Raw genomic sequence first — 24,235 nt, forward strand, 5'->3', positions numbered from 1 at the left:
AAAGAGTAATGGCTATCGAAATTAAGGTACCGGATATCGGTGCAGACGAAGTTGAAGTGACCGAGATCCTGGTCAAGGTGGGTGACAGGGTTGAGGCTGAGCAGTCGCTGATCGTCGTCGAGGGTGATAAAGCCTCGATGGAAGTGCCTTCTCCGCAGGCGGGCGTGGTGAAAGAGATCAAAGTGGCAACCGGCGATACCGTTGCCACCGGCAAGCTGATTATGATTTTTGATGCTGCCGAAGGCGCTGCTGATGCGGCGCCAGCGCAGGCGGAAGAGAAAAAAGAGGAAGCGAAACCCGCTGCCGCTGCCGAGTCAAAAGCAGAAAGCAAAGAGGTCAATGTTCCCGATATCGGTTCTGACGAAGTGGAAGTCACCGAGATTCTGGTTAAAGTGGGCGATTCGGTCGAGGCCGAACAGTCGCTGATCGTCGTCGAAGGCGATAAAGCGTCAATGGAAGTGCCTGCGCCTTTCGCCGGTAAGGTGAAAGAGATCAAAATCAGCACCGGCGATAAAATCAGCACCGGCTCCCTGATAATGGTCTTCGAAACGGCGGGTTCTGCTACTGCCCCTGCCGACGCGAAGCCTGAAGTGAAAGAAGAAGCGGCGGCTGCACCTGCTGCAGCCGGCGGTTCAAAAGACGTTGCCGTGCCGGATATCGGCGGCGACGACGTTGAAGTGACGGAAATACTGGTCAGGGTGGGCGATAAGGTCGCCGCTGAGCAGTCGCTGATCGTCGTCGAAGGCGATAAAGCCTCAATGGAAGTGCCTGCGCCGTTTGCCGGCACCGTCAAAGCGATCAACATCAGCACCGGCGACCGGGTGAAAACCGGATCGCCGCTGATGGTGTTCGAAGTGGAAGGCGCGGCTCCGGCAGCGGCACCTGCGGCGAAGAAAGAGGACGCGGCACCAGCACCAGCACCGGCTAAGCAGGAAGCGCAGGCGGCTCCTGCCCCGGCGAAGAGTGAAGCGAAAGGCGAATTTGCTGAGAATGACGCTTACGTTCATGCGACTCCGGTTATCCGTCGCCTGGCGCGCGAATTCGGCGTTAACCTGGCGAAGGTGAAAGGCTCAGGCCGTAAAGGCCGCATCCTGAAAGAAGACGTTCAGGCGTACGTGAAGGACGCGGTAAAACGCGCCGAGTCTGCCCCAGCTGCTGCCGCCTCCGGCGGTCTGCCGGGCATGCTGCCGTGGCCGAAAGTGGATTTCAGCAAGTTCGGTGAGATTGAAGAAGTCGAGCTGGGCCGTATCCAGAAAATCTCCGGGGCTAACCTGAGCCGTAACTGGGTGGTTATCCCGCACGTTACGCAGCATGACAAAGCGGATATCACCGAGGTTGAAGCCTTCCGTAAGCAGCAGAATGATGAAGCGGCGAAGAAGAAGCTGGATCTGAAGATCACGCCGCTGGTGTTTATCATGAAGGCGGCGGCAAAAGCGCTGGAGGAGTTCCCTCGCTTCAACAGCTCGCTGTCTGAAGATGCCCAGAAGCTGACGCTGAAAAAGTACATTAACATCGGCGTGGCGGTTGATACGCCAAACGGTCTGGTTGTGCCGGTCTTTAAAGATGTTAACAAAAAGGGCATTGTCGAGCTGTCTCGCGAACTTGCTGTTATCTCTAAAAAGGCCCGCGACGGCAAGCTGACCGCATCCGATATGCAGGGTGGCTGCTTCACCATCTCCAGCCTGGGCGGTATTGGCGGTACGGCATTTACGCCGATTGTTAACGCGCCGGAAGTGGCGATCCTCGGGGTGTCAAAATCCGCGATGGAGCCGGTCTGGAATGGGAAGGAGTTCGTTCCCCGCCTGATGCTGCCGCTGTCGCTCTCCTTCGACCATCGGGTGATTGATGGTGCAGCGGGCGCACGGTTTGCTGCCTATATCGCCACCCTCATGGCGGATATCCGCCGTCTGGTGATGTAAGGAATGAAGGCCGGCTTTTGCCGGCCTTCTCATAGCCGACTTTCGATGCCATAGGTCGACAAGGTCGTTGAAGACGTATCGGGCAGGTTGTTTGCACTCTGTTAACAATTCTGTAAACTCTTGCCCTGAATACGAACCGGCGGATGAATATCCCCCAGTTAACTAAGAGGTCATGATGAGTACAGAAATTAAAACTCAGGTCGTGGTACTTGGGGCAGGCCCTGCGGGTTACTCCGCAGCTTTCCGTTGCGCTGATTTAGGTCTGGAGACCGTCATCGTTGAGCGTTTCAGCACCCTCGGCGGCGTTTGCCTGAACGTTGGATGTATCCCTTCCAAGGCGCTGCTGCACGTTGCTAAAGTGATTGAAGAAGCGAAGGCACTGGAAGAACACGGCATTGTGTTCGGCAAGCCGCAGACGGATATCAACAAGATCCGCAGCTGGAAAGAGAAAGTGATTACCCAGCTGACCGGTGGTCTGTCGGGTATGGCGAAGGGCCGTAAAGTGAAGGTGGTTACCGGTCTGGGTAAATTTACCGGCGCGAATACGCTGGTGGTTGAAGGGGAAAATGGTGCAACGACCATTAACTTCGATAACGCCATTATCGCTGCGGGCTCGCGTCCTATTCAGCTTCCCTTTATTCCTCATGACGACGCTCGCGTATGGGATTCCACCGACGCGCTGGAGCTGAAAGAAGTTCCTGAGCGCCTGCTGGTTATGGGGGGCGGTATCATCGGTCTGGAAATGGCGACCGTATACCATGCGCTCGGCTCACAGATCGACGTGGTCGAAATGTTTGATCAGGTTATTCCGGCTGCCGATAAAGACGTGGTGAAAGTCTTCACCAGGCGCATCAGCAAGCAGTTCAACCTGATTCTGGAAACGAAAGTGACCGCCGTGGAAGCGAAGGACGACGGTATCTACGTTTCCATGGAAGGTAAAAAAGCGCCGACCGAACCTCAGCGCTACGATGCGGTACTGGTTGCTATTGGTCGCGTACCTAACGGTAAAGGCCTTGATGCAGGTAAGGCAGGCGTTGAAGTGGACGATCGCGGTTTTATCCGCGTTGATAAGCAGATGCGTACCAACGTGCCGCACATCTACGCCATTGGCGATATCGTCGGCCAGCCGATGCTGGCGCATAAAGGCGTGCATGAAGGCCACGTAGCGGCCGAAGTTATTTCTGGTAAGAAGCACTACTTCGATCCGAAGGTGATCCCTTCGATTGCTTATACCGAGCCAGAGGTTGCCTGGGTTGGTCTGACCGAGAAAGAAGCGAAAGAAAAAGGCATCAGCTACGAGACCTCGATTTTCCCATGGGCGGCCTCGGGACGTGCTATCGCGTCTGACTGTGCAGACGGTATGACCAAGCTGATTTTCGATAAAGAGACGCACCGCGTCATTGGCGGCGCCATCGTCGGCACCAACGGCGGCGAGCTGCTGGGCGAGATTGGCCTGGCTATCGAAATGGGCTGTGACGCCGAAGATATCGCGCTGACTATCCATGCGCACCCAACGCTGCATGAGTCCGTAGGCCTGGCGGCGGAAATCTTCGAAGGTAGCATCACCGACCTGCCTAACCCGAAAGCGAAGAAGAAGTAAGTCTCTTTGCTGATAAAAAAGCTCCCGAATGGGGGCTTTTTTTTTGGCTGGGGGGTAGTGAGGTTCGTATGAGTAAGTGAAGCAGGGATTTATGCGGGCTGGCTAAGCGCCTGCCTTACCCGTCACTTTGCCCTGACTTATAGTGGCATAGTGAATCTGGCCACCTGAACAGGGGTGATATCATCACTTCATCGTCAAAACAGGACATTATGACCGGACGTAACAGACGCAATCAGTTTCACCCATGACGCCTGAGCAGATTGAGACAGGTGAGCTGATGAAAAGACTTCAACGCATTGAAATGGGATATATCAAAAAAGCTACCGCGCTCCTGATGTCAGACTCCCTGAACAATTCTCATTAGTTGAGACACTCAGGGCGCGGTTTCCTGTTGCCGGGCCTGATCAGGCCTGGTGCGGTGATGTGACGTATATCTGGACGGGAAAACGCTGGGCTTATCTGGCTGTTGTACTCGATTTGTTTTCCCGTAAACCGGTTGGCTGGGCGATATCATTTTTCCCTGATTCAGCACTGACAGGTAAAGCTCTGTCGATGGCCTGATAATGGGTATATAAACTTTAGCGAAGCCAGCATGGCGATAAAGATTCCATCATGGGATATTACCGCCAGCTCAGACCTCACTGGTATAACTGGCGTGGAAGGTAAAAGCATTTATTTTTAATGTATTTAACTTGTTGATTATGTTTATGTAATATACCGAATAAAAAGGGTTCTGGCACAGATTAGAGCAGTTCCTATTGTGAAATATTGCGTTATGATACTTTTCAACAGCTGACTGCCCTACAGGCCGCTTAGAGATATTGCCCTCAAATCATGCTACGTCGAGAGCAGTTTACAACGCCCATTTTTTAATAAAACACCCTAAGCCAAAATGCCTCATGCCAGCCAGAAAGGCGATCCTCTAAATCCGCAAATATGTTGCTTTTTTGTAAACAGATTAACATGTCTTTGAAATCCTGCTATGCTGCCCCTCGCGGAACCGGGCACCATACCCTACACATGGACAGTCGTCACGTTACGGTGAACCTTCAGGGCGCCCGGTAAGCCATTACAATGTGAGCGAGGAGAACGTCGTGCTAGAAGAATACCGTAAGCACGTTGCCGAGCGTGCTGCCCAGGGGATCGTTCCAAAACCGTTAGATGCTTCCCAAATGGCCGCGCTGGTTGAACTGCTGAAAAACCCGCCAGCGGGTGAAGAAGAATTCCTGTCCGAGCTGTTAATTAATCGGGTCCCGCCGGGCGTTGATGAAGCCGCCTACGTGAAAGCCGGTTTCCTGGCGGCGGTCGCCAAAGGTGAAGCGACTTCTCCTCTGGTTACGCCTGAAAAAGCGGTCCAGTTACTGGGCACAATGCAGGGTGGCTACAACATTCATCCGCTGATTGACGCGCTGGACAATGAGAAGCTGGCCCCGATCGCCGCCAAAGCCCTGTCCCATACGCTGCTGATGTTTGACAGCTTCTACGACGTAGAAGAAAAAGCCAAAGCCGGTAACCCGCACGCTAAAAAAATCATGCACTCCTGGGCCGATGCGGAATGGTATCTCTCCCGTCCCGAGCTGGCTGAAAAAATTACTGTTACCGTCTTCAAAGTTACCGGTGAAACCAATACGGACGATCTCTCTCCCGCGCCGGATGCCTGGTCCCGTCCTGATATTCCTCTGCACGCGTTAGCCATGCTGAAAAATGCCCGTGAAGGCATTGAGCCGGACGAGGCGGGTAACGTTGGCCCAATTAAACAGATTGAAGCGCTACAGGCGAAAGGTTTCCCTCTTGCTTACGTCGGGGACGTAGTGGGAACCGGCTCCTCGCGTAAATCGGCGACCAACTCGGTGCTGTGGTTTATGGGTGATGACCTGCCCTTCGTGCCAAACAAGAAAGGCGGCGGCGTAGTACTGGGTGGCAAAATCGCCCCTATCTTCTTCAACACCATGGAAGATGCCGGCGCGCTGCCGATCGAAGTCGATGTCGATAACCTGAATACGGGTGATGTGATTGATATCTGGCCTTATAAAGGCGAAGTCAGGGATCACCTTACCGGCGACGTGCTGGCGACCTTTGCGCTGAAAACCGACGTGCTGCTGGATGAAGTGCGCGCCGGTGGCCGTATTCCGCTGATTATCGGACGCGGCCTGACCACCAGGGCGCGTGAATCGCTCGGTCTGCCGCACAGCACCGTATTCCGTCAGGCCAGAGACGTAGCGGCCAGTACGCGTGGATTCTCGCTGGCGCAGAAAATGGTGGGGCGCGCCTGCGGCACCGACGGCGTACGTCCGGGAGCCTATTGTGAACCTAAAATGACCTCAGTCGGTTCGCAGGATACCACCGGGCCAATGACCCGTGATGAGCTGAAAGATCTCGCCTGCCTGGGCTTTTCCGCCGACCTGGTGATGCAGTCCTTCTGCCACACCGCGGCCTATCCGAAGCCGGTGGACGTCTCAACTCATCATACGCTGCCTGACTTTATTATGAATCGCGGCGGCGTCTCTCTGCGTCCGGGCGACGGTATTATCCACAGCTGGCTGAACCGTATGCTGCTGCCGGATACCGTCGGCACCGGCGGTGACTCCCATACCCGCTTCCCAATTGGCCTCTCTTTCCCTGCGGGTTCAGGCCTGGTCGCGTTTGCTGCCGCCACCGGCGTTATGCCGCTGGATATGCCGGAGTCCGTGCTGGTACGCTTCAAAGGGAAGATGGAGCCGGGGATCACCCTGCGCGATCTGGTGCATGCTATTCCGCTGTATGCTATCCGGCAGGGGCTGCTGACCGTAGAGAAGAAAGGGAAGAAAAACATCTTCTCTGGCCGCATTCTGGAAATCGAAGGTCTGCCGGATCTGAAAGTAGAGCAGGCGTTTGAGCTTTCCGATGCGTCGGCCGAGCGTTCGGCCGCGGGCTGCACCATCAAGCTGGGCAAAGACCCAATTATCGAGTATCTAAACTCCAACATTGTCCTGCTTAAGTGGATGATTGCGGAAGGCTACGGCGACCGTCGTACGCTGGAACGCCGTATTCAGGGCATGGAAAAATGGCTGGCGGATCCGCAGCTGCTGGAAGGCGATGCTGATGCAGAGTATGCAGCGGTGATTGAGATCGATCTGGCTGAGATTAAAGAGCCGATTCTGTGTGCGCCTAACGATCCTGACGATGCGCGTCTGCTGTCTGACGTACAGGGTGAGAAGATCGATGAGGTCTTTATTGGCTCCTGCATGACCAATATTGGACACTTCCGCGCCGCCGGTAAGCTGCTGGATAGCCACAAGGGCCAGCTGCCAACGCGTCTGTGGGTGGCTCCGCCAACCAAAATGGATGCGGCGCAGCTGACCGAAGAGGGTTACTACAGCGTGTTTGGTAAAAGCGGTGCGCGCATTGAGATCCCCGGCTGTTCACTCTGTATGGGGAACCAGGCTCGGGTTGCAGACGGCGCGACGGTGGTTTCCACGTCTACCCGCAACTTCCCGAACCGTCTTGGCACCGGGGCGAACGTCTATCTGGCTTCTGCGGAGCTGGCTGCGGTTGCTTCCCTGCTGGGCCGGCTGCCTGCGCCGGATGAGTATCAGCAGTTTATGAATCAGGTTGATAAGACGGCGTTGGATACCTATCGCTATCTGAACTTTGACCAGCTGAGCCAGTATACGGATAAGGCCGACGGCGTGATCTTCCAGACCGCCGTATAAAGGGGAAGTTTACCCAGGCGCTGAAGATGGCCACCAAACCGGGGATGAGAAATCATCCCCGGTTGTTTTAGAAACTCACGGTTATTCCTGCCGCAATTCCGCAGTCGTCGATACCCTCTTTTTGCAGGCGCTTCTGATAGAGCATCTGACTGGAGAGTTCAGTGTTCCCCACCAGCGGGAGACCTGCATCCGTTTTAAACTGGAAACTGTTGCCCCTCGGGTCGGATATTAAGCTTATGGCCCTGCAGCCCTCCGCGACGATACGCTTATCCGATCTTCCCGCACGATGTACCAGTATCGCTTCGTTACCAAAGCGCAGCCCGCTGACCTTTTTAGCATCGTGAGTGAATTCATATCGCATTCCGCCAGAGTAGCTTATTCTGCGTTCGCTTTGTTTACCGGGCCCGACGCCATACCGGGCGCTGTCAATCGTCAGATAGTGAAACAACAACTCCAGCATGGGAGAAAGCTGATGATGGCCGTACCGCCAGCTCTTGCTGGTCGTCACTCCGGCATACCCGATTTTGGCTGCAGGGCTGGCTACCTTCACACCCGGTGAGAAACCGGGACGAAATCCGGTCCGCTGTTGTTCGTTATCTGCCAGCAACCCGCGGGAGCCCATCATCCAGCCGTACCAGCCGTGCGTTATCTCGTCTGTCAGGGGGGGAGCGGCCATACGCAGGGCGTAGGCACTTAGCGTAAACGGCGGCTGTTCAGAGAGCTGCCAGCTTGAGGGTGTACTGAGGGAGCGATAAGGCAGGGCTTCTCTATTCCCGTTGTCACCCATCCCGTCAGAGCGATTCTCCTCGGCAGGGACAGCGGGTTCATTACTGAAGAGCGGCAATATATAAGCCCCATCGCCCATTAGCGTTTCTGAGGAAAGAGAATGGCTGTTCCAGTCGGGAAAACAACGGTCATTCATTTCAGAGGGTTTATTATTTAAGGAGCAGATCACTGATGGAGCCTGAATAATAACGCTTTTCTCACCTGAATAGTGGCTGAGGGGTATTTCAGAAGAGGGTATTTTTAACAGGTTGACCGGATTTTTTAATTTGCTCCGGCTGTCCAGACTGAGCGAATGGTAATACAGGGGCTCAGGTAGGGCTACGAGTTCAGATGAGGTAACGGGCGCACTATCAGCCCTTATCAGGGCAGCAGAAAGGAATAAGAGCAGCGCCAGGGGCAAAAGCAGGACGGATTTACGGGTAGCGTTCATTGATCGTCATCCTTGATCATATACCAATGCATCATGCATCTCTTGCGGGAATTTTATCCTAAGGCGATCGCTTTTACAAACGTCGTCTAATTAAGGTTCATACTTAATTTTTAAGTTGCGAGCCAGGTTCATAATATTTTTTCACCTCACCAAAAGCAGTAAAGCTGTACTATTTTTTAAAATGCACGCGTAACGCTATGCAGAGAAAATCGGCAATATTTGCGCGGTCGCCTGGCTACCCCGTCAGTCGCAGCTGGCAATGATTTAACGTGGTAAAATAACCGGATCCTGTCAGAATGAAGGCAAGGCTGAAGCATCAACTTCGTCAGCTGCATGTATAAGGGTATTACTGTGGAATATGAGTTTTTACGCGACATCACCGGCAGCGTGAAGGTGCGCATGTCAATGGGTCATGAGGCCGTCGGCCACTGGTTTAATGAAGAGGTGGAGGGCAACCTGACGCTGCTGGACGAGGTTGAAGCCGCCGTGCGTGAGGTGAAAGGCAGCGAGCGTCAGTGGCAGCGCATTGGACATGAGTATACGCTGTGGCTGGATGAAGAAGAGGTGATCATCCGCGCGAATCTGCTCAGCTTCGAGGGAGACGAGATAGAAGAGGGAATGAATTACTACGATGAAGAGAGTCTGTGCTTCTGCGGCGTAGAGGATTTCCTTGCGGTGATTGCCGCCTACCGGGCCTTTTTGCAGGGGCACTAGTTGGTCCGCACAGGCATGAAGGGCATAGTCGGCTGGGGGTATCACGCCTTCGATTAATCCAGACAGGTCAGGCCCGCGACTGTTGCTGAAATAAAAACGGGCGGCACAGTGGCCGCCCGCATCTTATCGACGGTAATGCGTTACTGTGTTTTTAGTCCAACGGACGGAATGTTACGTCCGTAATAGATCTCACGCATCTCTTTCCACAGCAGATCGGTAATACGCTTGTGCTCCTGCGGGCTAAGATCTTCCGGTTTGGTATTAAACAGGTAGTGTTTCAGATCGAAGTCATTCAGCATCATCTTGGTATGAAACATATTTTCCTGATAGACGTTCACATCCATCATGTCGTACATCGACTTCATGCTGTCAGACATAAAATTCTGAATAGAATTGATCTGGTGATCGATGTAGTGTTTCACGCCATTCACGTCACGGGTAAAACCCCTGACGCGGTAGTCGATGGTGACAATGTCCGATTCAAGCTGATGGATCAGGTAGTTAAGCGCCTTCAGCGGTGAGATCACGCCGCAGGTCGATACTTCAATATCGGCGCGGAAGGTGCAAAGGCCGCCCTGAGGGTGGCTCTCTGGATAGGTATGCACGCAGATATGGCTTTTATCCAGATGCGCGACCACCGACTCCGGCAGCGGGCCAGGGTGCTCGGAATTATCAATATCCTTAGGATCAACCGGTTCCTCACTCACGAGGATGGTGACGCTGGCGCCCTGTGGTTCATAGTCCTGTCGGGCGATATTCAGCACGTTAGCGCCGATAATCGAACAGGTTTCGCTCAGGATTTCCGTCAGGCGGTTGGCATTATATTGTTCATCAATGTACGCAATGTATCCGTCACGCTCTGCATCTGTATTCGCGTAACAGATATCGTAGATACAAAAACTCAGGCTTTTGGTCAGGTTATTGAAGCCATGTAGTTTAAGCTTTTGCAATTTCGTTCACCCCCTTAAAATACACCGTCAGTTAGCCAGCGCATTCAACAGATATTGCGGCAGGGCAAAGCTGCCGGTATGGATTGCCGGATTGTAATAGCGGCAATTCAGGTTGGCGGCGTCAAAGCGCGCCTGTAGCGTGGCCTTATCAAGCTGGCGCAGCGCTGGATTATTACTCGCCCAGGCGAAAGTCATGATGCCGCCATAGTAGGTGGGGATTGCCGCCTGATAGAAGCTCACGTCGCCAAAATAATGGCTTAGCTTGCGGTGGCTGTTGACAGCCTCATCCTGCTGCAAAAAGCAGACCCCGTTCTGTGCCACAAAGATGCCATCTTCATTGAGGCAGCGGCGACAGCCTTCGTAAAATTCCGAGGTAAACAGGCTCTCTCCGGGACCGATGGGATCGGTACAGTCGGAGATGATCACGTCAAATTTATCCTGGCAATGTCTGACGTAATTAACGCCATCGTCAATGACCAGCGAAAAACGCGGATCGTCGTAGGCCCCCGCGCTATGGTTCGGCAGATACTGTTTGCAGAACGTCACGACGCCTGCGTCGATCTCGACCATGGTGATGTGCTCGACGCTTTTATGTCGGCTGACTTCGCGCAGCATCGCGCCATCGCCACCGCCGATAATTAACACCCGCTTTGCGGCACCCTGTGCCAGCAGCGGGACGTGCGTCATCATTTCATGATAGATGAATTCATCGCGCTCGGTGGTTTGTACCACGCCGTCAAGTGCCATAACGCGACCTAAAGCGGCATTTTCGAAGATAACCAGATCCTGGTGTCCGGTTTTTTCACGGTACAGAACCTTATCGACAGCGAAATACTGTCCAAACCCGGCATGAAGCGTTTCATACCACATTTCTTTTTCGGCCATGGTGGGACTCTCCTTCCTCATAAACAGCCACGAAAAATGGGCGCGATATAATAGCTAACTCTGACCGCGGTTGCACGGTCAAATTATCAACAAAGGGTAGATGAGAAAGAGGATTATTTCACCCAGGCGAGCAGGCTGAGAGAATCACGCGCGAGAGATTTGCATTTATCAGCGTTGGGCACCGCAATGCCGCTCAGATCGCGATAGCTGTCTTCACCTAAAGCTTTCATATTAAAACTGTCGTAGTTCGCTAAATCCCAGCGATTTTGCTGGGCGAAAAAGGCCAGCGCCCGACGGATTTGCGTATCAGGCAGATCCTGATAACCACAGTCATTCTTCAGATAAACAAAAACGGCGGTCAGATCCGCCATGTCTTCCGCTTCCGATTCGCTCAGGGCAAAACTGGTCGACGAGAAGCCGAAGAGGCCCAGTATCAACAGAGCCTTGATGCTTTTCTTCATACATTGTTCTCAGAGATTGGCAATAGGCTGAACTTAGCACAGTTACGCGGCGGCTACAGACAAATTTGCCAGAGTAACGCGCTGAAACGGGGATTTTATTACGGTGGGTGGCGCAGAGTGACCGGCAAGGCTTGACCTTCCCGCAGGGTAAGGGTTTATGCTGCGTCACTGATACCGACCGCCAGCGTAAGGACAGGGTAATGCAACGTCGTGATTTTATTAAGCTGAGTGCAGCAGCAGGCGCAGCCAGCGCGCTACCGTTGTGGAGCCGTTCACTGATGGCCGCGATGCCCCGGGCCGAGTTGCCCATTCCCAGCCTGTTAACGCCGGATCCCCGCGGCGTCATAAACATCACCGCGCAGCAGGGCAGGACCGTCTGGCAGGGTCAGTCGGTCACCAGCTGGGGTTATAATGGCAGCCTGCATGGCCCGGCCATTCAGCTTGAACGTGGCAAGGCCGTCACCCTCAACGTTCACAACGCGCTGCCCGAAGCGACCACGGTTCACTGGCACGGACTGGCGCTGCCTGGCGACGTGGACGGCGGCCCGCAGGCGCTGATTGCGCCGGGGGCCAGCCGTAGCGTCAGTTTTACGCCCGATCAGCCCGCCGCCACCTGCTGGTTCCACCCCCATCAGCACGGCAGGACCGGCTACCAGGTCGCGCAGGGGCTGGCCGGACTGATTCTGCTCAATGATGAAGCAAGCGGTAAGCTGCTGTTGCCGAAAATCTGGGGGGTGGATGATATTCCGGTGATCCTCCAGGATAAACGGCTGAGCGCCGATGGCAGCCGGATTGATTATGAACTGGACGTGATGGGTGCGGCGGTTGGCTGGTTCGGGAATACGATGCTGACGAACGGAGCAATTTATCCGCAGCATGCCGTACCGCGCGGCTGGCTGCGCCTGCGCCTGCTGAATGGCTGCAATGCCCGCTCGCTTAACCTCACCGCCAGCGATAGCCGCACCCTGTATGTTATTGGCAGCGACGGCGGCTTGCTGTCCGAGCCGGTGCCGCTTAAGGCACTGTCAATGATGCCGGGCGAGCGCTTTGAAGTGCTGATTGATACCCACGATGGCAAAGCATTTGACCTGCAGACGTTGCCGGTGCGGCAGATGGGCATGACGCTGGAACCGTTCAACCAGCCGCTCCCGGTACTGAGCATTACCCCGCTACGGGTTATGGCGAGCGGCACGCTGCCCGACAGGCTGGTTGAGCTACCGGCGCTGCCGGAGCAGGTCGGGAAGAACCGCTGGCTACAGCTGTCAATGGATCCGGAGCTTGAGCGTCGCGGAATGCTGGCGCTGATGAAAAGGTATGGGGGGGCGGCGATGGCCGGTATGGGCGGCGATGCGCACGATCACGACGATAACGACGCGGCACCTGAGAAAAGGCCTGCGGACGGCGACATGGCGGGTATGTCCCATCCTCAGCCCCGGCAGGATGAGTACGATTTTCATAGCGGCAATAAGATCAATGGTGTGCCCTTTGACATGACCAAAGTTGCGTTTGATGTACCGCGTGGGACGGTGGAAAAGTGGACTATCTCCGGGGAAGGCGACGAGATGCTTCATCCGTTCCATATTCACGGCACGCAGTTTCGCATCCTCTCCGAAAACGGCAAGCCCCCGGCGGCGCACCGCAGCGGCTGGAAGGATATCGTCAGGGTAGAGGGATGGCGCAGCGAAGTACTGGTACGCTTTAACTACTCAGCGACCACAGATCAGGCCTATATGGCGCACTGCCATCTGCTGGAGCATGAGGACACGGGGATGATGCTGGGCTTTACCGTCAGCTGAGGCCAGTATAAGGCGGGCAGGGCCCCGCCTTAAACCCGTGATAGCGACGGCAAGGGGGTGAAAATTGTTACCTTACGGCAGCAGGCTGGCTTAACGTTGAGGTCGCCCCGTCGTTATTTGACGATAAAACACTATGGTTAAACAGGGGGCAGCAGGCGGGTTTATCACTAAACGAGCCAGCTGCTTTTATTACTGCAAGCAAACCCTGTCAGAATATCACGCTCCACAACGTCGAAATGGGCATGGCCAGCACCAGGGCGGGCAGCATATTCGCCACCGGAAACACCTTGATACCGCAGATGCGAAAACCCGTCGCAAACATCAGAACGCCCCCGACGGCTGAGAAATCCGCCTGCATGGCTGGCGTGGTCATCGGGAGAATAAACACGGCTCCGTAGGCCAGCAGCAGCTGGATAATCAGCTGGGGTATCGCCACTATGGCGACCGAAAACCCGAGCGTGGTAGCAAAAATGGCCGCGGTAAAGAGGTCGAGGAAGGACTTGGCAATCAGAATGCTAAAGTCGCCGGTCATTCCCTCATGCATGGAACCGAAAATCCCCGTGCCGCTGGCGCAAAACAGAACAATAATCGCCACGTAACTTTGCAAAAATTGCGCCTGTGACTCTTCACTGCCCGGCTCAGACCGCACCACCAGTTCAACCAGTCCGCGCGCCTTTGCGCCCAGCTTACCGATTCCTCTCTCAAGATAAACCAGCTCGCCCAACAGTGCCCCAAGGATAACCGACAGCACCATCACCGGCATATGGGACACTTTATTGACCAGCACGATCCCCATGCACATTGAGGCCGCGCCAAAAATCAGCGGCATTGAGGTGCGTACCCGTTCAGGCAGCTTACTGCTCAGCAGGGCACCCACAATACCGCCAATTAGCACCGCGGCACCGTTGATATAAGGTCCAATAATCACGACTTTTTACTCCCGTTTACTTTTTAAAGCCCGGAATAAAGCGGTTAACGTCAACCTCAAGGAACTGGCTGCGGATAAAGTTCTTTTTCAGATGATAAGGCACGGTACAGTCAAAAATGGCTTTACAGGCAATGCCATGGGCGCGGACAGAGGGGCTGAAAGCGGGATCCGAAGAGGGATCGAGCGGATGGCAGCGTACGCCTGGAATTAAGGTGGTGCTGATATCCGCCTGATAGCGCGTTGTCATCGCCCACATTACATCACTGAGATCGAAGATATCGACATCCTCATCCACCAGCATAATGTGCTTCAGTTCGGAAAAGGCCGAAAATGCCAGCAGCGCGGCCTGTTTCTGCCGTCCTTCATCCACCAGAGAACGTTTTTTGACCTGCAACACCGCCAGATATTTGCCGGTTCCCGGTGACGGGCAGTGCACATTCTGGACGAAGCCGGGCAGGGCGCGTTCAACCATTTGCAGAATACTGGCTTCGGTTGGGATCCCGGCCATATTGGTGTGTTCGTCGCTGGGACCAATGCAGGTCTGCAAAATGGGGTGGCGACGATGGGTAATGGCTTTCACTTTGATCACCGGCACTTCTGCCTGGGCGTCACCGGTGTAACCGGGGAACTCTGGCATGGCTTTGCCGGTATTGGTGTTCTGATCTTCGCGTACCCGAACGTTAGGCAGTAATTCACCTTCAATCACCACTTCGGCGTTGGCGATACCGCGTGCTTTGACGCTGACGCAGTCCACCAGTTCAACTGCCTGGTTACGCAGGCTACCGGCAATAGATAGCTCATCAAAACCCAGCGGCGTGGTCGGCGGCTCAAAGCAGGCACCGATTTCAATGGCGGGATCGACGCCAATGCTGATTGAAATAGGCAGGGGTTTACCTGCGGCTTCGGCTTTCTGACGGAAAACGTCCAGATGGCGACCCGGCACGAAGTACATGGAGATCTCATCTTTACTCTGTACGCACAGACGGTGAATGGTCACGTCATGTTCGCCGGTTTCCGGATCGGCCGCATAGCACATGCCCAGGGTAAAATAGGGACCGGCATCGTCGGGCGTATTGGTCGGCGCGGGAAGCAGCTTAAGAATATCGAAATCGGGATCGGTTGCCAGGTGTACCACTTCCTGACAGGCGGCTTTTTCACGCGGGATAACGACAGGGGCAACTGGCGTATTGACTGAATCCTTCAGCATAAAGGCCAGCTTTTCGGGAGTGGTACCAAACAGGCGTGCCACACGTTTGCGCGAGGACAGCAGTCCAATCAGGACGCGCATATCATCATAGCCTTTGATTTTATTGAAAATCATGGCTGGACCAATTTGAGTAGGGCGCTGCACGGTACCGTTGGCCCCCACGTAACGATAAACACCGGATAGCTCGGCAATGGGGTCGACGGGTTCATCGGTATAAATCAACTCGTCATCATACTGACTCAGTAGCGCCAGTGCGGAGCGAAGGTCTGTGACCTTTGGCTGGGTATCCTGTTTATTCTTTTCAGACATCTTAATGAACCTCAACGCGTTTCATCACCATCACGCCAGCCCTGACTCTGCTGACGCAGCCGTCAGCAGCCGCGAGGTCAGTCGATGATGGCCTTGCCTGCCGCTGCTGTCCTTGCAGTTTCAGGACCCCAGTGATATATGTCCAATAATAAATAACGCCTTTCTGATAAGGAATCTTTATTACTGATGGACAATCGTCAACTGCACTCCTTTGTGATCCTGGCCGGGGAACTTCATTTCGGTAAGGCGGCGCTCAGACTGAATATCGCCCAGCCAGCCTTAAGCCAGCATATTAAGGCGCTGGAACAGGAGTGGGGGGTGAAGCTGTTTTTACGTAACCGGCGCAGCGTGGTATTAACCCATGAGGGGGCACAGCTGCTGGCGGATGCACGCCTGGCGGTCAGCCACTATGAAAAAATTCGTAAAACGGCGTTAAGCCTGCGTAAGGGGTTCAAAGGACGGATCCGGCTGGGCTATGTAGGCTCATCTATTATCGATCCGGTACTGGCAATGTTAATCAGCGGTTACCGAAAAGCCTGGCCCGAGATAGAAATTTCTATTGAAGAACATGATGTTAACCGACAATTAACCTTGCTGTTAAATGATGAGCTGGATATTGCGCTGGTGCGTTCGCCCGTTCCCCGCCAGGCGCAGCTGGATTATCTGGATTTAACCACCCGGCCGCTGATTGCCGTGCTGCCGCACCATCATCCACAGTTACATAACACGCGGATCAGCCTGAGCGATCTGGCAGAGGAGCCGTTCCTTATCCAGCAGGACCCACCGGGCGTGGGACTGGGCTGGTCAACGCTTTCAGCCTGCCTGCGCGCCGGTTTTACGCCGCAAAAGGTTCAGTTTACGCGGGATGTTTCCGTCGCAATTGGCCTTGTGGCCATCGGCATGGGCGTGACGCTGGCACCGGAAACCCAGCTTTCGGTGATGGTGCCGGAGGTGGACTATTGCCATCTGGATGACCCGCTGGCGACCACCACGCTGACGCTAAGCTGGCAAAGGCATATGCACAACAGCGCGGTGCGCGATTTTATCGCCTGTGCCCGCGAGCTGCTGTACTGAGCCAGCCAGATAAAGACAGGACAGAGGGCAAAACGGCTGAGCCACCTGGCCTGTCCGGGGCTATGGCGAAGCCAGCATCAGAGTTGTTCCAGCGCCAGGCGCAGGTCTTCAATCAAATCGTCCCGGTTCTCTATTCCAATGGATACGCGAATGGTCGACTCATCAATCCCGATGCGTGCGCGCACCTCCGCAGGCACACCGGAGTGCGTGGTGCTGGCCGGGTGACTGGCGAGGGACTCCGTACCGCCCAGGCTTACCGCCAGCTTAAACAGCTGCAGGGCATTCAGCAGCCTGAAAGCGACGGGTTGACCTCCCACCACGTCAAACGAGAAGGTTGAGCCCGCGCCGCTGCACTGTTTACTGAACGTCTGACCTGCCGAAGAGTCAGGGTCCAGAAAGGGAAGATAATGCAGCTTTTCGATTTTGGGGTGCCCACGCAGAAACTCAGCAATGGCGGCAGCATTCTCATTTGCCCGCTCCATGCGCAGCGACAGCGTTTCCAGCGAGCGGCCAATCATCCAGCAGGAGTGCGGGTCGAGCTGCGTGCCGATGGCGCTCCGCAGCGCTTTAATCTGCCGGATAAGCGCTCTACTGCCCATTGCCGCCCCGGCGATAAGATCCGAATGCCCGCCAACGTATTTTGTCAGGGAGTAGAGCGAAATATCCGCACCCTGTTCAATGGGACGCTGGAAAACCGGCCCGAGCAGCGTGTTGTCGCAGGCAATAAGCGGGCGATGCTGCTGCTGCTGTTCAATAGCGTCTGCAACCCGACTAATAAGCGCAATATCCACCAGGCTATTGGTGGGGTTGGCAGGAGATTCAATCAGAATCACCGATACGCGCCCCTGGCGCATGGCCTCGTTTGCCGCCGCCTGAACGGAAGCTTCATCAACGCCGTCAGAGAAACCCACGGTGGCTACGTTGAGCTGACGAAAGGTTTTGGTCAGCAGCGTTTCCGTGCCACCGTAAAGCGGTTGGGAATGCAGAATGGCATCGCCGGGTTTAACAAAGGCCAGCAGGGTGGTGGAGATGGCTGACATACCGGAGGAGAAAAGCGCGGCACTGTCGGTTCGCTCATAGAGAGCCAGCCGGTCCTCAACGATTTCACTATTGGGATGATTAAAACGCGAGTAAACCAGCCCGTTGGCACCTCCCTCTGGCGGTTCCCGCCGCCCGGAAACGTAGTCAAAAAAGTCTTTCCCCTCCTCAGCGCTGTTAAACACAAAGGTAGACGTCAGAAAAACCGGGGGCTTAACCGCACCTTCTGACAGGGCCGGGTCGTAGCCGTAGTTTACCATTTGCGTTTCCGGCTGTAGTTCGCGTACGCCGATATGGGTCTTTTTAGAATGAGGGGTAGCCATGCAATCTCCTGCCGATGTGGCATGCTGAAAAGGAATCACTTCAGCGTACGTTATCATGCGCATAATCGCGGCTGTAAATGAATTAACGTTCTATCTATAGAAGCTTTTGCGTTATAAAATTTCGATAAGCTGGTATTTGGAAGTCCATACGTCTGCCTGATAAAGGTGAGACGTCGAATCTGCTGGCGTAAATCGACTCTACAGGATGGGCCTGCTGCTTCAACCTTGTGCGGTCATAAGCCGACATCCCTGATATAATCCCACGCTTTCTTTTGTCCATATGTTAGCGCAGGGAGGCAGGTTGCCGACTGCACCCTCGGGGATCCAACGCTGGGTAACGGCGACTCGACGCGCTGGTATTGAGTTTTAACTGAATAAAATCAGTGAGATAAGTAATTTATGAAACATTCCGTAGAAGTGATGATCTCTGAGGCAGAGATCGCCAAACGTATCGCAGAATTAGGCCAGCAGATCACGGCGCAGTACCGTGACAGCGGCAGCGAAATGGTGTTGGTCGGGCTGCTGCGCGGCTCTTTTATGTTTATGGCGGATCTCTGCCGTAAAATCGACGTGCCTCACGAGGTCGACTTTATGACTGCATCCAGCTACGGCAGCGGTATGTCCAGCACCCGGGATGTCAAAATCCTTAAGGATCTGGATGAGGATATTCGCGGTAAGGACGTGCTGATTGTGGAAGATATCATCGACTCCGGCAACACGCTGAGCAAAGTTCGCGATATTCTCAGCCTGCGCCAGCCGAAATCACTGGCAATCTGCACCCTGCTGGATAAACCTTCACGTCGTGAAGTCGACGTACCGGTTGAGTACGTGGGCTTTACTATTCCAGATAAGTTTGTTGTTGGCTACGGCATTGACTATGCCCAGCGCTATCGTCACCTGCCGTACGTCGGCAACGTGGTGATGCTGGAAGAGTAAGACGCATTTTTGCAACTGGCCGTGCAGTCGGACCTGCGCACAAACGACTAAGGCCGGGTTTCCCGGCCTGTTATATGATGCGTCGCCTGTAATCAGTTGGGGCTTTCAAGCTCGTTAAGCAGGTTAGCAATGCCGTGGCGATAGCGCTGCTCAAGCGTTTCGCGGCTGGTGGCGGCGACCTCCAAATCACGCAGATAGCCGTCCTGAATGCCGTAAACCCAGCCGTGAATCGTGACTTTCTGGCCGCGCTTCCAGGCAGACTGCATCACAGTAGAATGCCCCAGATTGTAGACCTGTTCGATCACATTGATTTCACAGAGTTTATCAAAGCGTTTTTCCGGCGGCAGCTCACCCAGTAACGAACTATGCTTGTACCACAGATCGCGAATGTGCAGCAGCCAGTTGTTAATCAGGCCCAGCTCAGGATTTTCCACCGCCGCCTGTACGCCGCCGCAGCCGTAGTGACCGCAAATGATGATGTGCTCCACTTCCAGTACTTCAACGGCGTACTGCACGACAGAGAGGCAGTTTAGGTCCGTGTGAATCACCAGATTAGCGACGTTGCGGTGAACGAAGAGTTCGCCCGGCTCCAGGCCGGTGAGGCGCTCGGCCGGGACGCGGCTGTCGGAACAGCCAATCCAGAGAAATCGGGGCTTCTGGGCCAGTGACAGGCGCTCAAAGAAGCCCGGATCTTCCTCTTTCAGCAGTCTGGACCATTCGCGATTATTACTGATAAGGGTATTAATGTCTTTCATAGTTGTGTCGACCGATACTCGAAATGCGTGGCGATAATATAGGTCAACACGCCGTGATTTAAAACGTTAAACAAGCAAACCACACAAAACAGGGCACTCTTTAACCTATGACTTATGCACTGGAACTTGAAAAACTGACCAAAACCTATGCGGGTGGCGTTCAGGCCCTCAAGGGAATTGATTTGAACGTGGAAGCGGGTGACTTCTACGCGCTGCTCGGCCCTAATGGGGCGGGGAAATCCACCACCATTGGTATCATCAGCTCGCTGGTGAATAAAACGTCGGGCAGGGTCCGGGTGTTTGGATACGACCTGCAGCAGGATATGGTCAACGCGAAGCGTCAGCTGGGACTGGTGCCGCAGGAGTTTAATTTTAATCAGTTTGAAACCGTAATGCAGATTGTGGTCAGCCAGGCGGGCCTGTATGGCGTGATTAAAGCCGAGGCGATTAAGCGCGCTGAAAAATACCTTAAGCAGCTGGATCTGTGGGACAAACGTGATGAACGTGCCCGTATGCTTTCCGGGGGGATGAAGCGCCGCCTGATGATCGCCCGTGCGCTGATGCATGAGCCTAAGCTGCTGATTCTGGATGAGCCTACCGCTGGGGTGGATATTGAACTGCGCCGCTCAATGTGGACTTTCCTTCAGGATCTCAATGCCAGAGGCACCACCATTATTCTGACTACCCACTATCTGGAAGAGGCAGAAATGCTGTGCCGCAATATCGGCATCATTCAGAGCGGGGAGCTGGTGGAAAACACCACCATGAAAGGGCTGCTCTCCAAGCTGAAATCGGAAACCTTTATTCTCGATCTGGCGGCGAAAAGCCCACTGCCTCAGCTGGAAGGGTTTCAGTACCGGCTGGTGGATACCTCTACGCTGGAGGTCGAAGTGCTGCGTGAGCAGGGGTTGAACAGCGTATTCAGCCAGCTGAGTCATCAGGGCGTGCAGGTGTTAAGTATGCGTAACAAGGCTAACCGACTCGAGGAGCTGTTTGTAGACCTGGTTAATGGTCGTACAGGAGAGAAAGCATGACACATTTATACTGGGTAGCTCTGAAAAGCATCTGGGGAAAAGAGATTAACCGCTTCGCCCGTATCTGGATCCAGACGCTGGTGCCGCCGGTGATCACCATGACGCTCTACTTTATTATTTTCGGCAACCTCATTGGCTCTCGCATTGGCGATATGCACGGCTTTTCCTATATGCAGTTTATCGTGCCGGGTCTGATTATGATGGCGGTGATAACCAATGCCTACGCCAACGTGGCCTCGTCGTTTTTCAGCGCTAAGTTCCAGCGCAATATTGAAGAACTTCTGGTCGCGCCGGTGCCCACGCACGTGATTATTGCTGGCTACGTTGGCGGCGGCGTGGCGCGAGGGATTTGCGTAGGTATTCTGGTTACCGCTATTTCGCTGTTTTTCGTGCCTTTTCACGTTCATTCATGGCTGATGGTATCGGTCACGCTGGTGCTGACGGCGATTTTGTTTTCCCTTGCCGGTTTGCTCAACGCGGTGTTTGCCCGAACGTTCGATGATATCAGCCTGATCCCAACGTTTGTGCTGACGCCCCTGACTTATCTCGGCGGGGTATTCTACTCGCTAACGCTGCTGCCGCCATTCTGGCAGATGGTGTCGAAGCTGAATCCCATTGTTTATATGATCAGCGGCTTCCGCTTTGGCTTTTTGGGGATTAACGATGTGCCGCTGTTTTTCACCCTGGCGGTATTAGCGGGCTTTATCGCGGTGTTTTATCTGCTGGTATGGGTGCTTATTGAGCGCGGCAGAGGATTACGGACGTAGTTTTTTTCAGTTCAGATTAATATTGCAAAGGCTGTGGGCGTCGCCAATGGGTGGCGCCCTTGTGCCAGCATCCCTACTGGCCCATCCGGGTCTTCCTCTCTTCACTCAGCGCTGCGGCTCAGCAGCTCTCTCAGCCTACACAAACGTAACCCAATCTTTAGAGGTTGATCACTAAACATAACTAAATGTTATTGCTGAGCGACCTTATCCCCACGGGCACTCACTTAGTAACGTCGTGAACACGCTGTACTGGTATCAGCTATTACCGGATCTGGCACGATATACCTACTGGAAAACATAGGTTAACTGCGTGGTGCAGACCTGTTCATCTTCGGAGCGATTATTATGCCTGGTATTAGCCGATTACCTCCTGGTCATGTGGACTTACTCTCTTCCCAGAATGAAGAGAACGGGAGACCGAACGCTTCAAGTGCCTCCCTGGCGTCGGGTACCTCCCGGGCGTCTGGCGGATCGAGTACAGCCCAATCCTTCTATAGCCTTCCAAACGGCTCGAGGGGGTCTGGCGGATCGAGTACATCCCAATCCTTTTATAGCCTTCCAAACGGCTCCGGAGCCTCAATAGCATCTGACGCTACCCATTCGTCCCACGTATCTCATGAGTCCAGTGCATCCAACAGGAGCAGTGCGTCGGGTGAATCACAGGGTTCTAATGCATCCAACGGGCCCGGGGCGTCGGGGGAATCACACGAGTCCAGTGCGTCGCATGAGTCTCACGAATCCACTGCAACCCCTACCTCCCAGGTCTCCAGCGCGTCAAATACCTCTGAAGCGCAGCGCCAGCAGCAGATAGCGCAAATCAGTACCCAGCTCCGGGAATACTTCCCCGGCAGCGAAGAGCTCAATGACCTGATTCAGAACCGGTCTACCGAACTGCATGAGATGGGGGAAACGCCGCAGAGCATTGCCGCGAATATGGCAAAAGCACAAAAAATGGATTATATCAGCGATGCGGCAGGTGGGGCGGTGAAAGCCTTCCCCTTTGCTGTTTCCGGATTTGCTTCCGGTGCGGTAAAGCTCGGTTTAGGCATTGATGGAACCACACCAGGTACCGAGGCGCTGGCGGGGGCAGTAGACGGTGGAACCGCGATGGTGCTTAAGTCGGTCGGCGATAAGGTTTTTGCCGACACGGTAAAGGATTCGCAGTGGCTCGCCGCGGATGCCGACAAACTGGAGCCCGCCATGCAGAATGTGCTGAAGCAACGGGAAGGACTGGGTGAAAGCATGAAGCTGGCTCCGCTGGGTGGGCTGGGCTTTACCGGTCGTAATCTCGTCACTTCTACCGCAGCGGTCGCCAGTAAAAACAACCCCGCCGTTATCTCAAACCTCAATAACGTATTGAGTTTGGGGGCTGGCGCGGCAGGAAACGTTCTGACTAATGCGGCCAGTGCAACGCGGGGGCCGGAGTTCCTTTTTGGACGCACCGACTGGAAAGAACGTTATACGGCGCTCAACAATACCAGCGTATCGCACCAGATGGTTTCGGGGGGGGTAGACAGAGCAAAAACCCTGGTGGGCAGCTTATTCACGCCGAAAAACTATGCAAAAGGAGCGCTGAACATCGCGTCCGGCAATATGGTATCCGAAATTGGTACGCTGGCAGCGGGTATTGCAGGGACCAATGCTGTGCGCAATATCGTGCGGAATTCACCCGCGCATGGACCACTCAGCACGGCATCCTCAGCCACTATTGACGCCATTACCGGAAGACTGAGTGCGGCACAGCTAACCTCAAGAGGAGAGATCGCCGAAGACGCATATCTGAACGCGGCGTTATCGGGGGTGGCCTATGCGGCGCAGGGAGTGGCCGGTGCGCTGGCTGGGCCAGCGCCAACGCGTAATGATGAGTGGGTGGATAAAAAAGCCAGTGAGCTTGCTAACAGTAAGCTGGGGCAGGGCGTGGGAAAAGTCGTTGATAATACAATCGGAAGGGTAGCGACCAGCTCGCGCCAGTGGCAGGCTGAACAGCGCCGAAGTCAAATTGAGCGTAACACGGACAACATCGAAATGCAGCCTCAGGGCAATATGCCTGCTGAAGGGTAGTTCAGGTGAGTTTTGCCAGCGAAGATCGCGGTGGCTCATCCTGGACGTTTGCGCGCTGAATGATAATAGCGTGCGCGGTGTGCAGCAAAAAAGGGGCAGGCAACCTGCCCGCTCCTTTTATTCATACCGCTTTTTGATTGAGAATACTGTTTATTCAGGCCACCTGTACCGGGATAGATTTCGCCAGTCGCTTCATCTGATTATCCCCTTCAAAGTAGGCAACTTTTGGCTGCCATTGGCGTGCCGCGGCATCCGTCATCTGCACGTAGGAGCAGATAATCAAAATATCCCCTTCGCAGGCGCAGCGAGCCGCCGCGCCGTTTACCGAGATAATCTTCGAGCCGCGTTCGGCGGCAATCGCGTAGGTGGAGAAACGCTGTCCGTTAGTCACGTTGTAAATATCGATAGCTTCGTACTGAAGAATGCCGGAAGCGTCGAGAAAGTCCTGGTCAATGGCACAGGAGCCTTCGTAATTCAGATCCGCCTGAGTCACCTTCACCCGGTGGAGTTTGCCCTGTAGCATAGTACGGTTCATCGCCTTATTACCCTAGTTACAAAAGTTACCAGAAA

The 24,235-nt window shown here is 54.5% G+C and carries 20 protein-coding genes and 1 pseudogene; 11 read left to right on the forward strand and 10 right to left on the reverse strand.

Features of this window, described 5'->3' with window-relative positions; genetic code table 11:
* Window positions 1-8 precede the first annotated feature (8 nt).
* The 4 genes and pseudogenes from aceF to acnB all read left to right on the forward strand — a co-directional run bounded on the left by aceF (window position 9) and on the right by acnB (window position 7,211).
* Complete coding sequence (gene aceF, locus ACLRGG_RS10810; RefSeq protein WP_416249774.1) at window positions 9-1,919, forward strand: pyruvate dehydrogenase complex dihydrolipoyllysine-residue acetyltransferase; 1,911 nt, start codon at window positions 9-11, stop codon at window positions 1,917-1,919.
* Between the two features lie 175 nt (window positions 1,920-2,094).
* The gene (lpdA, locus tag ACLRGG_RS10815) at window positions 2,095-3,519 is read left to right on the forward strand and encodes a dihydrolipoyl dehydrogenase (protein WP_416249775.1); all 1,425 of its coding nucleotides are present in this window, start codon (window positions 2,095-2,097) and stop codon (window positions 3,517-3,519) included.
* 390 nt (window positions 3,520-3,909) lie between these two features.
* Window positions 3,910-4,077, forward strand: a pseudogene (locus ACLRGG_RS10820) (DDE-type integrase/transposase/recombinase); the annotation flags it as partial.
* Window positions 4,078-4,613: 536 nt separating this feature from the next.
* Window positions 4,614-7,211, forward strand: coding sequence for a bifunctional aconitate hydratase 2/2-methylisocitrate dehydratase (gene acnB, locus ACLRGG_RS10825; protein WP_416249776.1), 2,598 nt, complete (start codon window positions 4,614-4,616; stop codon window positions 7,209-7,211).
* Between the two features lie 67 nt (window positions 7,212-7,278).
* Here acnB and ACLRGG_RS10830 read toward each other — a convergent pair whose 3' ends face one another.
* On the reverse strand, window positions 7,279-8,133 hold the full coding sequence (locus tag ACLRGG_RS10830) for a hypothetical protein (protein WP_416249777.1): 855 nt from the start codon (window positions 8,131-8,133) through the stop codon (window positions 7,279-7,281).
* A 645-nt stretch (window positions 8,134-8,778) separates the two neighbouring features.
* Here ACLRGG_RS10830 and yacL point away from each other — a divergent pair.
* Window positions 8,779-9,141, forward strand: a complete 363-nt coding sequence (gene yacL / locus ACLRGG_RS10835; RefSeq protein ID WP_416249778.1) for a protein YacL — start codon at window positions 8,779-8,781, stop codon at window positions 9,139-9,141.
* A 140-nt stretch (window positions 9,142-9,281) separates the two neighbouring features.
* On the opposite strand, the gene speD is transcribed toward yacL, so the two are convergent.
* From speD to ACLRGG_RS10850, 3 genes are all read right to left on the reverse strand, one after another.
* Window positions 9,282-10,091 (reverse strand): adenosylmethionine decarboxylase, encoded by an 810-nt coding sequence (gene speD, locus ACLRGG_RS10840; protein WP_416249779.1) that lies wholly within the window; start codon window positions 10,089-10,091, stop codon window positions 9,282-9,284.
* Between the two features lie 27 nt (window positions 10,092-10,118).
* On the reverse strand, window positions 10,119-10,976 hold the full coding sequence (gene speE, locus ACLRGG_RS10845) for a polyamine aminopropyltransferase (RefSeq protein ID WP_416249780.1): 858 nt from the start codon (window positions 10,974-10,976) through the stop codon (window positions 10,119-10,121).
* 113 nt (window positions 10,977-11,089) lie between these two features.
* Window positions 11,090-11,437: a YacC family pilotin-like protein gene (locus ACLRGG_RS10850; RefSeq protein ID WP_067706688.1), complete on the reverse strand. Its 348-nt coding sequence runs from the start codon at window positions 11,435-11,437 to the stop codon at window positions 11,090-11,092.
* A 200-nt stretch (window positions 11,438-11,637) separates the two neighbouring features.
* On the opposite strand from ACLRGG_RS10850, the gene cueO reads away from it, so the two are divergent.
* Complete coding sequence (cueO, locus tag ACLRGG_RS10855) at window positions 11,638-13,233, forward strand: multicopper oxidase CueO (protein ID WP_416249781.1); 1,596 nt, start codon at window positions 11,638-11,640, stop codon at window positions 13,231-13,233.
* 208 nt (window positions 13,234-13,441) lie between these two features.
* Here cueO and ACLRGG_RS10860 read toward each other — a convergent pair whose 3' ends face one another.
* Both ACLRGG_RS10860 and ACLRGG_RS10865 read right to left on the reverse strand, forming a co-directional pair.
* Window positions 13,442-14,161 carry a DUF554 domain-containing protein gene (locus ACLRGG_RS10860; RefSeq protein ID WP_416249782.1) on the reverse strand — a complete coding sequence of 240 codons (720 nt, stop codon included), beginning with the start codon at window positions 14,159-14,161 and terminating at the stop codon, window positions 13,442-13,444.
* A gap of 16 nt (window positions 14,162-14,177) precedes the next feature.
* Window positions 14,178-15,677 carry a UbiD family decarboxylase gene (locus ACLRGG_RS10865; RefSeq protein WP_416249783.1) on the reverse strand — a complete coding sequence of 500 codons (1,500 nt, stop codon included), beginning with the start codon at window positions 15,675-15,677 and terminating at the stop codon, window positions 14,178-14,180.
* Window positions 15,678-15,863: 186 nt separating this feature from the next.
* Here ACLRGG_RS10865 and ACLRGG_RS10870 point away from each other — a divergent pair, with 186 nt between their 5' ends.
* Window positions 15,864-16,751, forward strand: coding sequence for a LysR family transcriptional regulator (locus ACLRGG_RS10870; RefSeq protein WP_416249784.1), 888 nt, complete (start codon window positions 15,864-15,866; stop codon window positions 16,749-16,751).
* Between the two features lie 77 nt (window positions 16,752-16,828).
* Here the strand turns inward: ACLRGG_RS10870 and ACLRGG_RS10875 are convergent, their stop codons facing one another.
* Complete coding sequence (locus ACLRGG_RS10875; RefSeq protein ID WP_416249785.1) at window positions 16,829-18,112, reverse strand: cystathionine gamma-synthase family protein; 1,284 nt, start codon at window positions 18,110-18,112, stop codon at window positions 16,829-16,831.
* Window positions 18,113-18,511: 399 nt separating this feature from the next.
* Between ACLRGG_RS10875 and hpt the strand changes: the two genes are divergently transcribed.
* Window positions 18,512-19,048, forward strand: a complete 537-nt coding sequence (gene hpt / locus ACLRGG_RS10880; RefSeq protein ID WP_416249786.1) for a hypoxanthine phosphoribosyltransferase — start codon at window positions 18,512-18,514, stop codon at window positions 19,046-19,048.
* 92 nt (window positions 19,049-19,140) lie between these two features.
* Here the strand turns inward: hpt and can are convergent, their stop codons facing one another.
* Entirely contained in the window at window positions 19,141-19,803 is a 663-nt protein-coding gene (gene can, locus ACLRGG_RS10885; RefSeq protein WP_416249787.1) for a carbonate dehydratase, read from the reverse strand.
* 107 nt (window positions 19,804-19,910) lie between these two features.
* Between can and ACLRGG_RS10890 the strand changes: the two genes are divergently transcribed.
* Window positions 19,911-20,837 carry an ABC transporter ATP-binding protein gene (locus tag ACLRGG_RS10890; RefSeq protein ID WP_416249788.1) on the forward strand — a complete coding sequence of 309 codons (927 nt, stop codon included), beginning with the start codon at window positions 19,911-19,913 and terminating at the stop codon, window positions 20,835-20,837.
* Window positions 20,834-21,604, forward strand: coding sequence for an ABC transporter permease (locus ACLRGG_RS10895; RefSeq protein ID WP_067706653.1), 771 nt, complete (start codon window positions 20,834-20,836; stop codon window positions 21,602-21,604). Before ACLRGG_RS10890 ends, ACLRGG_RS10895 begins: the two co-directional genes overlap by 4 nt.
* A 774-nt stretch (window positions 21,605-22,378) precedes the next feature.
* Here ACLRGG_RS10895 and ACLRGG_RS10900 read toward each other — a convergent pair.
* Window positions 22,379-22,501: a hypothetical protein gene (locus tag ACLRGG_RS10900; RefSeq protein ID WP_416249789.1), complete on the reverse strand. Its 123-nt coding sequence runs from the start codon at window positions 22,499-22,501 to the stop codon at window positions 22,379-22,381.
* Window positions 22,502-22,537: 36 nt separating this feature from the next.
* Here ACLRGG_RS10900 and ACLRGG_RS10905 point away from each other — a divergent pair, with 36 nt between their 5' ends.
* Complete coding sequence (locus tag ACLRGG_RS10905; RefSeq protein ID WP_416249790.1) at window positions 22,538-23,665, forward strand: hypothetical protein; 1,128 nt, start codon at window positions 22,538-22,540, stop codon at window positions 23,663-23,665.
* 154 nt (window positions 23,666-23,819) lie between these two features.
* Here the strand turns inward: ACLRGG_RS10905 and panD are convergent, their stop codons facing one another.
* Complete coding sequence (gene panD, locus ACLRGG_RS10910; RefSeq protein WP_416249791.1) at window positions 23,820-24,200, reverse strand: aspartate 1-decarboxylase; 381 nt, start codon at window positions 24,198-24,200, stop codon at window positions 23,820-23,822.
* Between the last annotated feature and the right edge of the window lie 35 nt (window positions 24,201-24,235).

This window comes from Erwinia sp. PPS120 (assembly GCF_047918655.1).
GTDB classification, from domain to species: Bacteria; Pseudomonadota; Gammaproteobacteria; order Enterobacterales; family Enterobacteriaceae; genus Erwinia; species Erwinia tasmaniensis_A.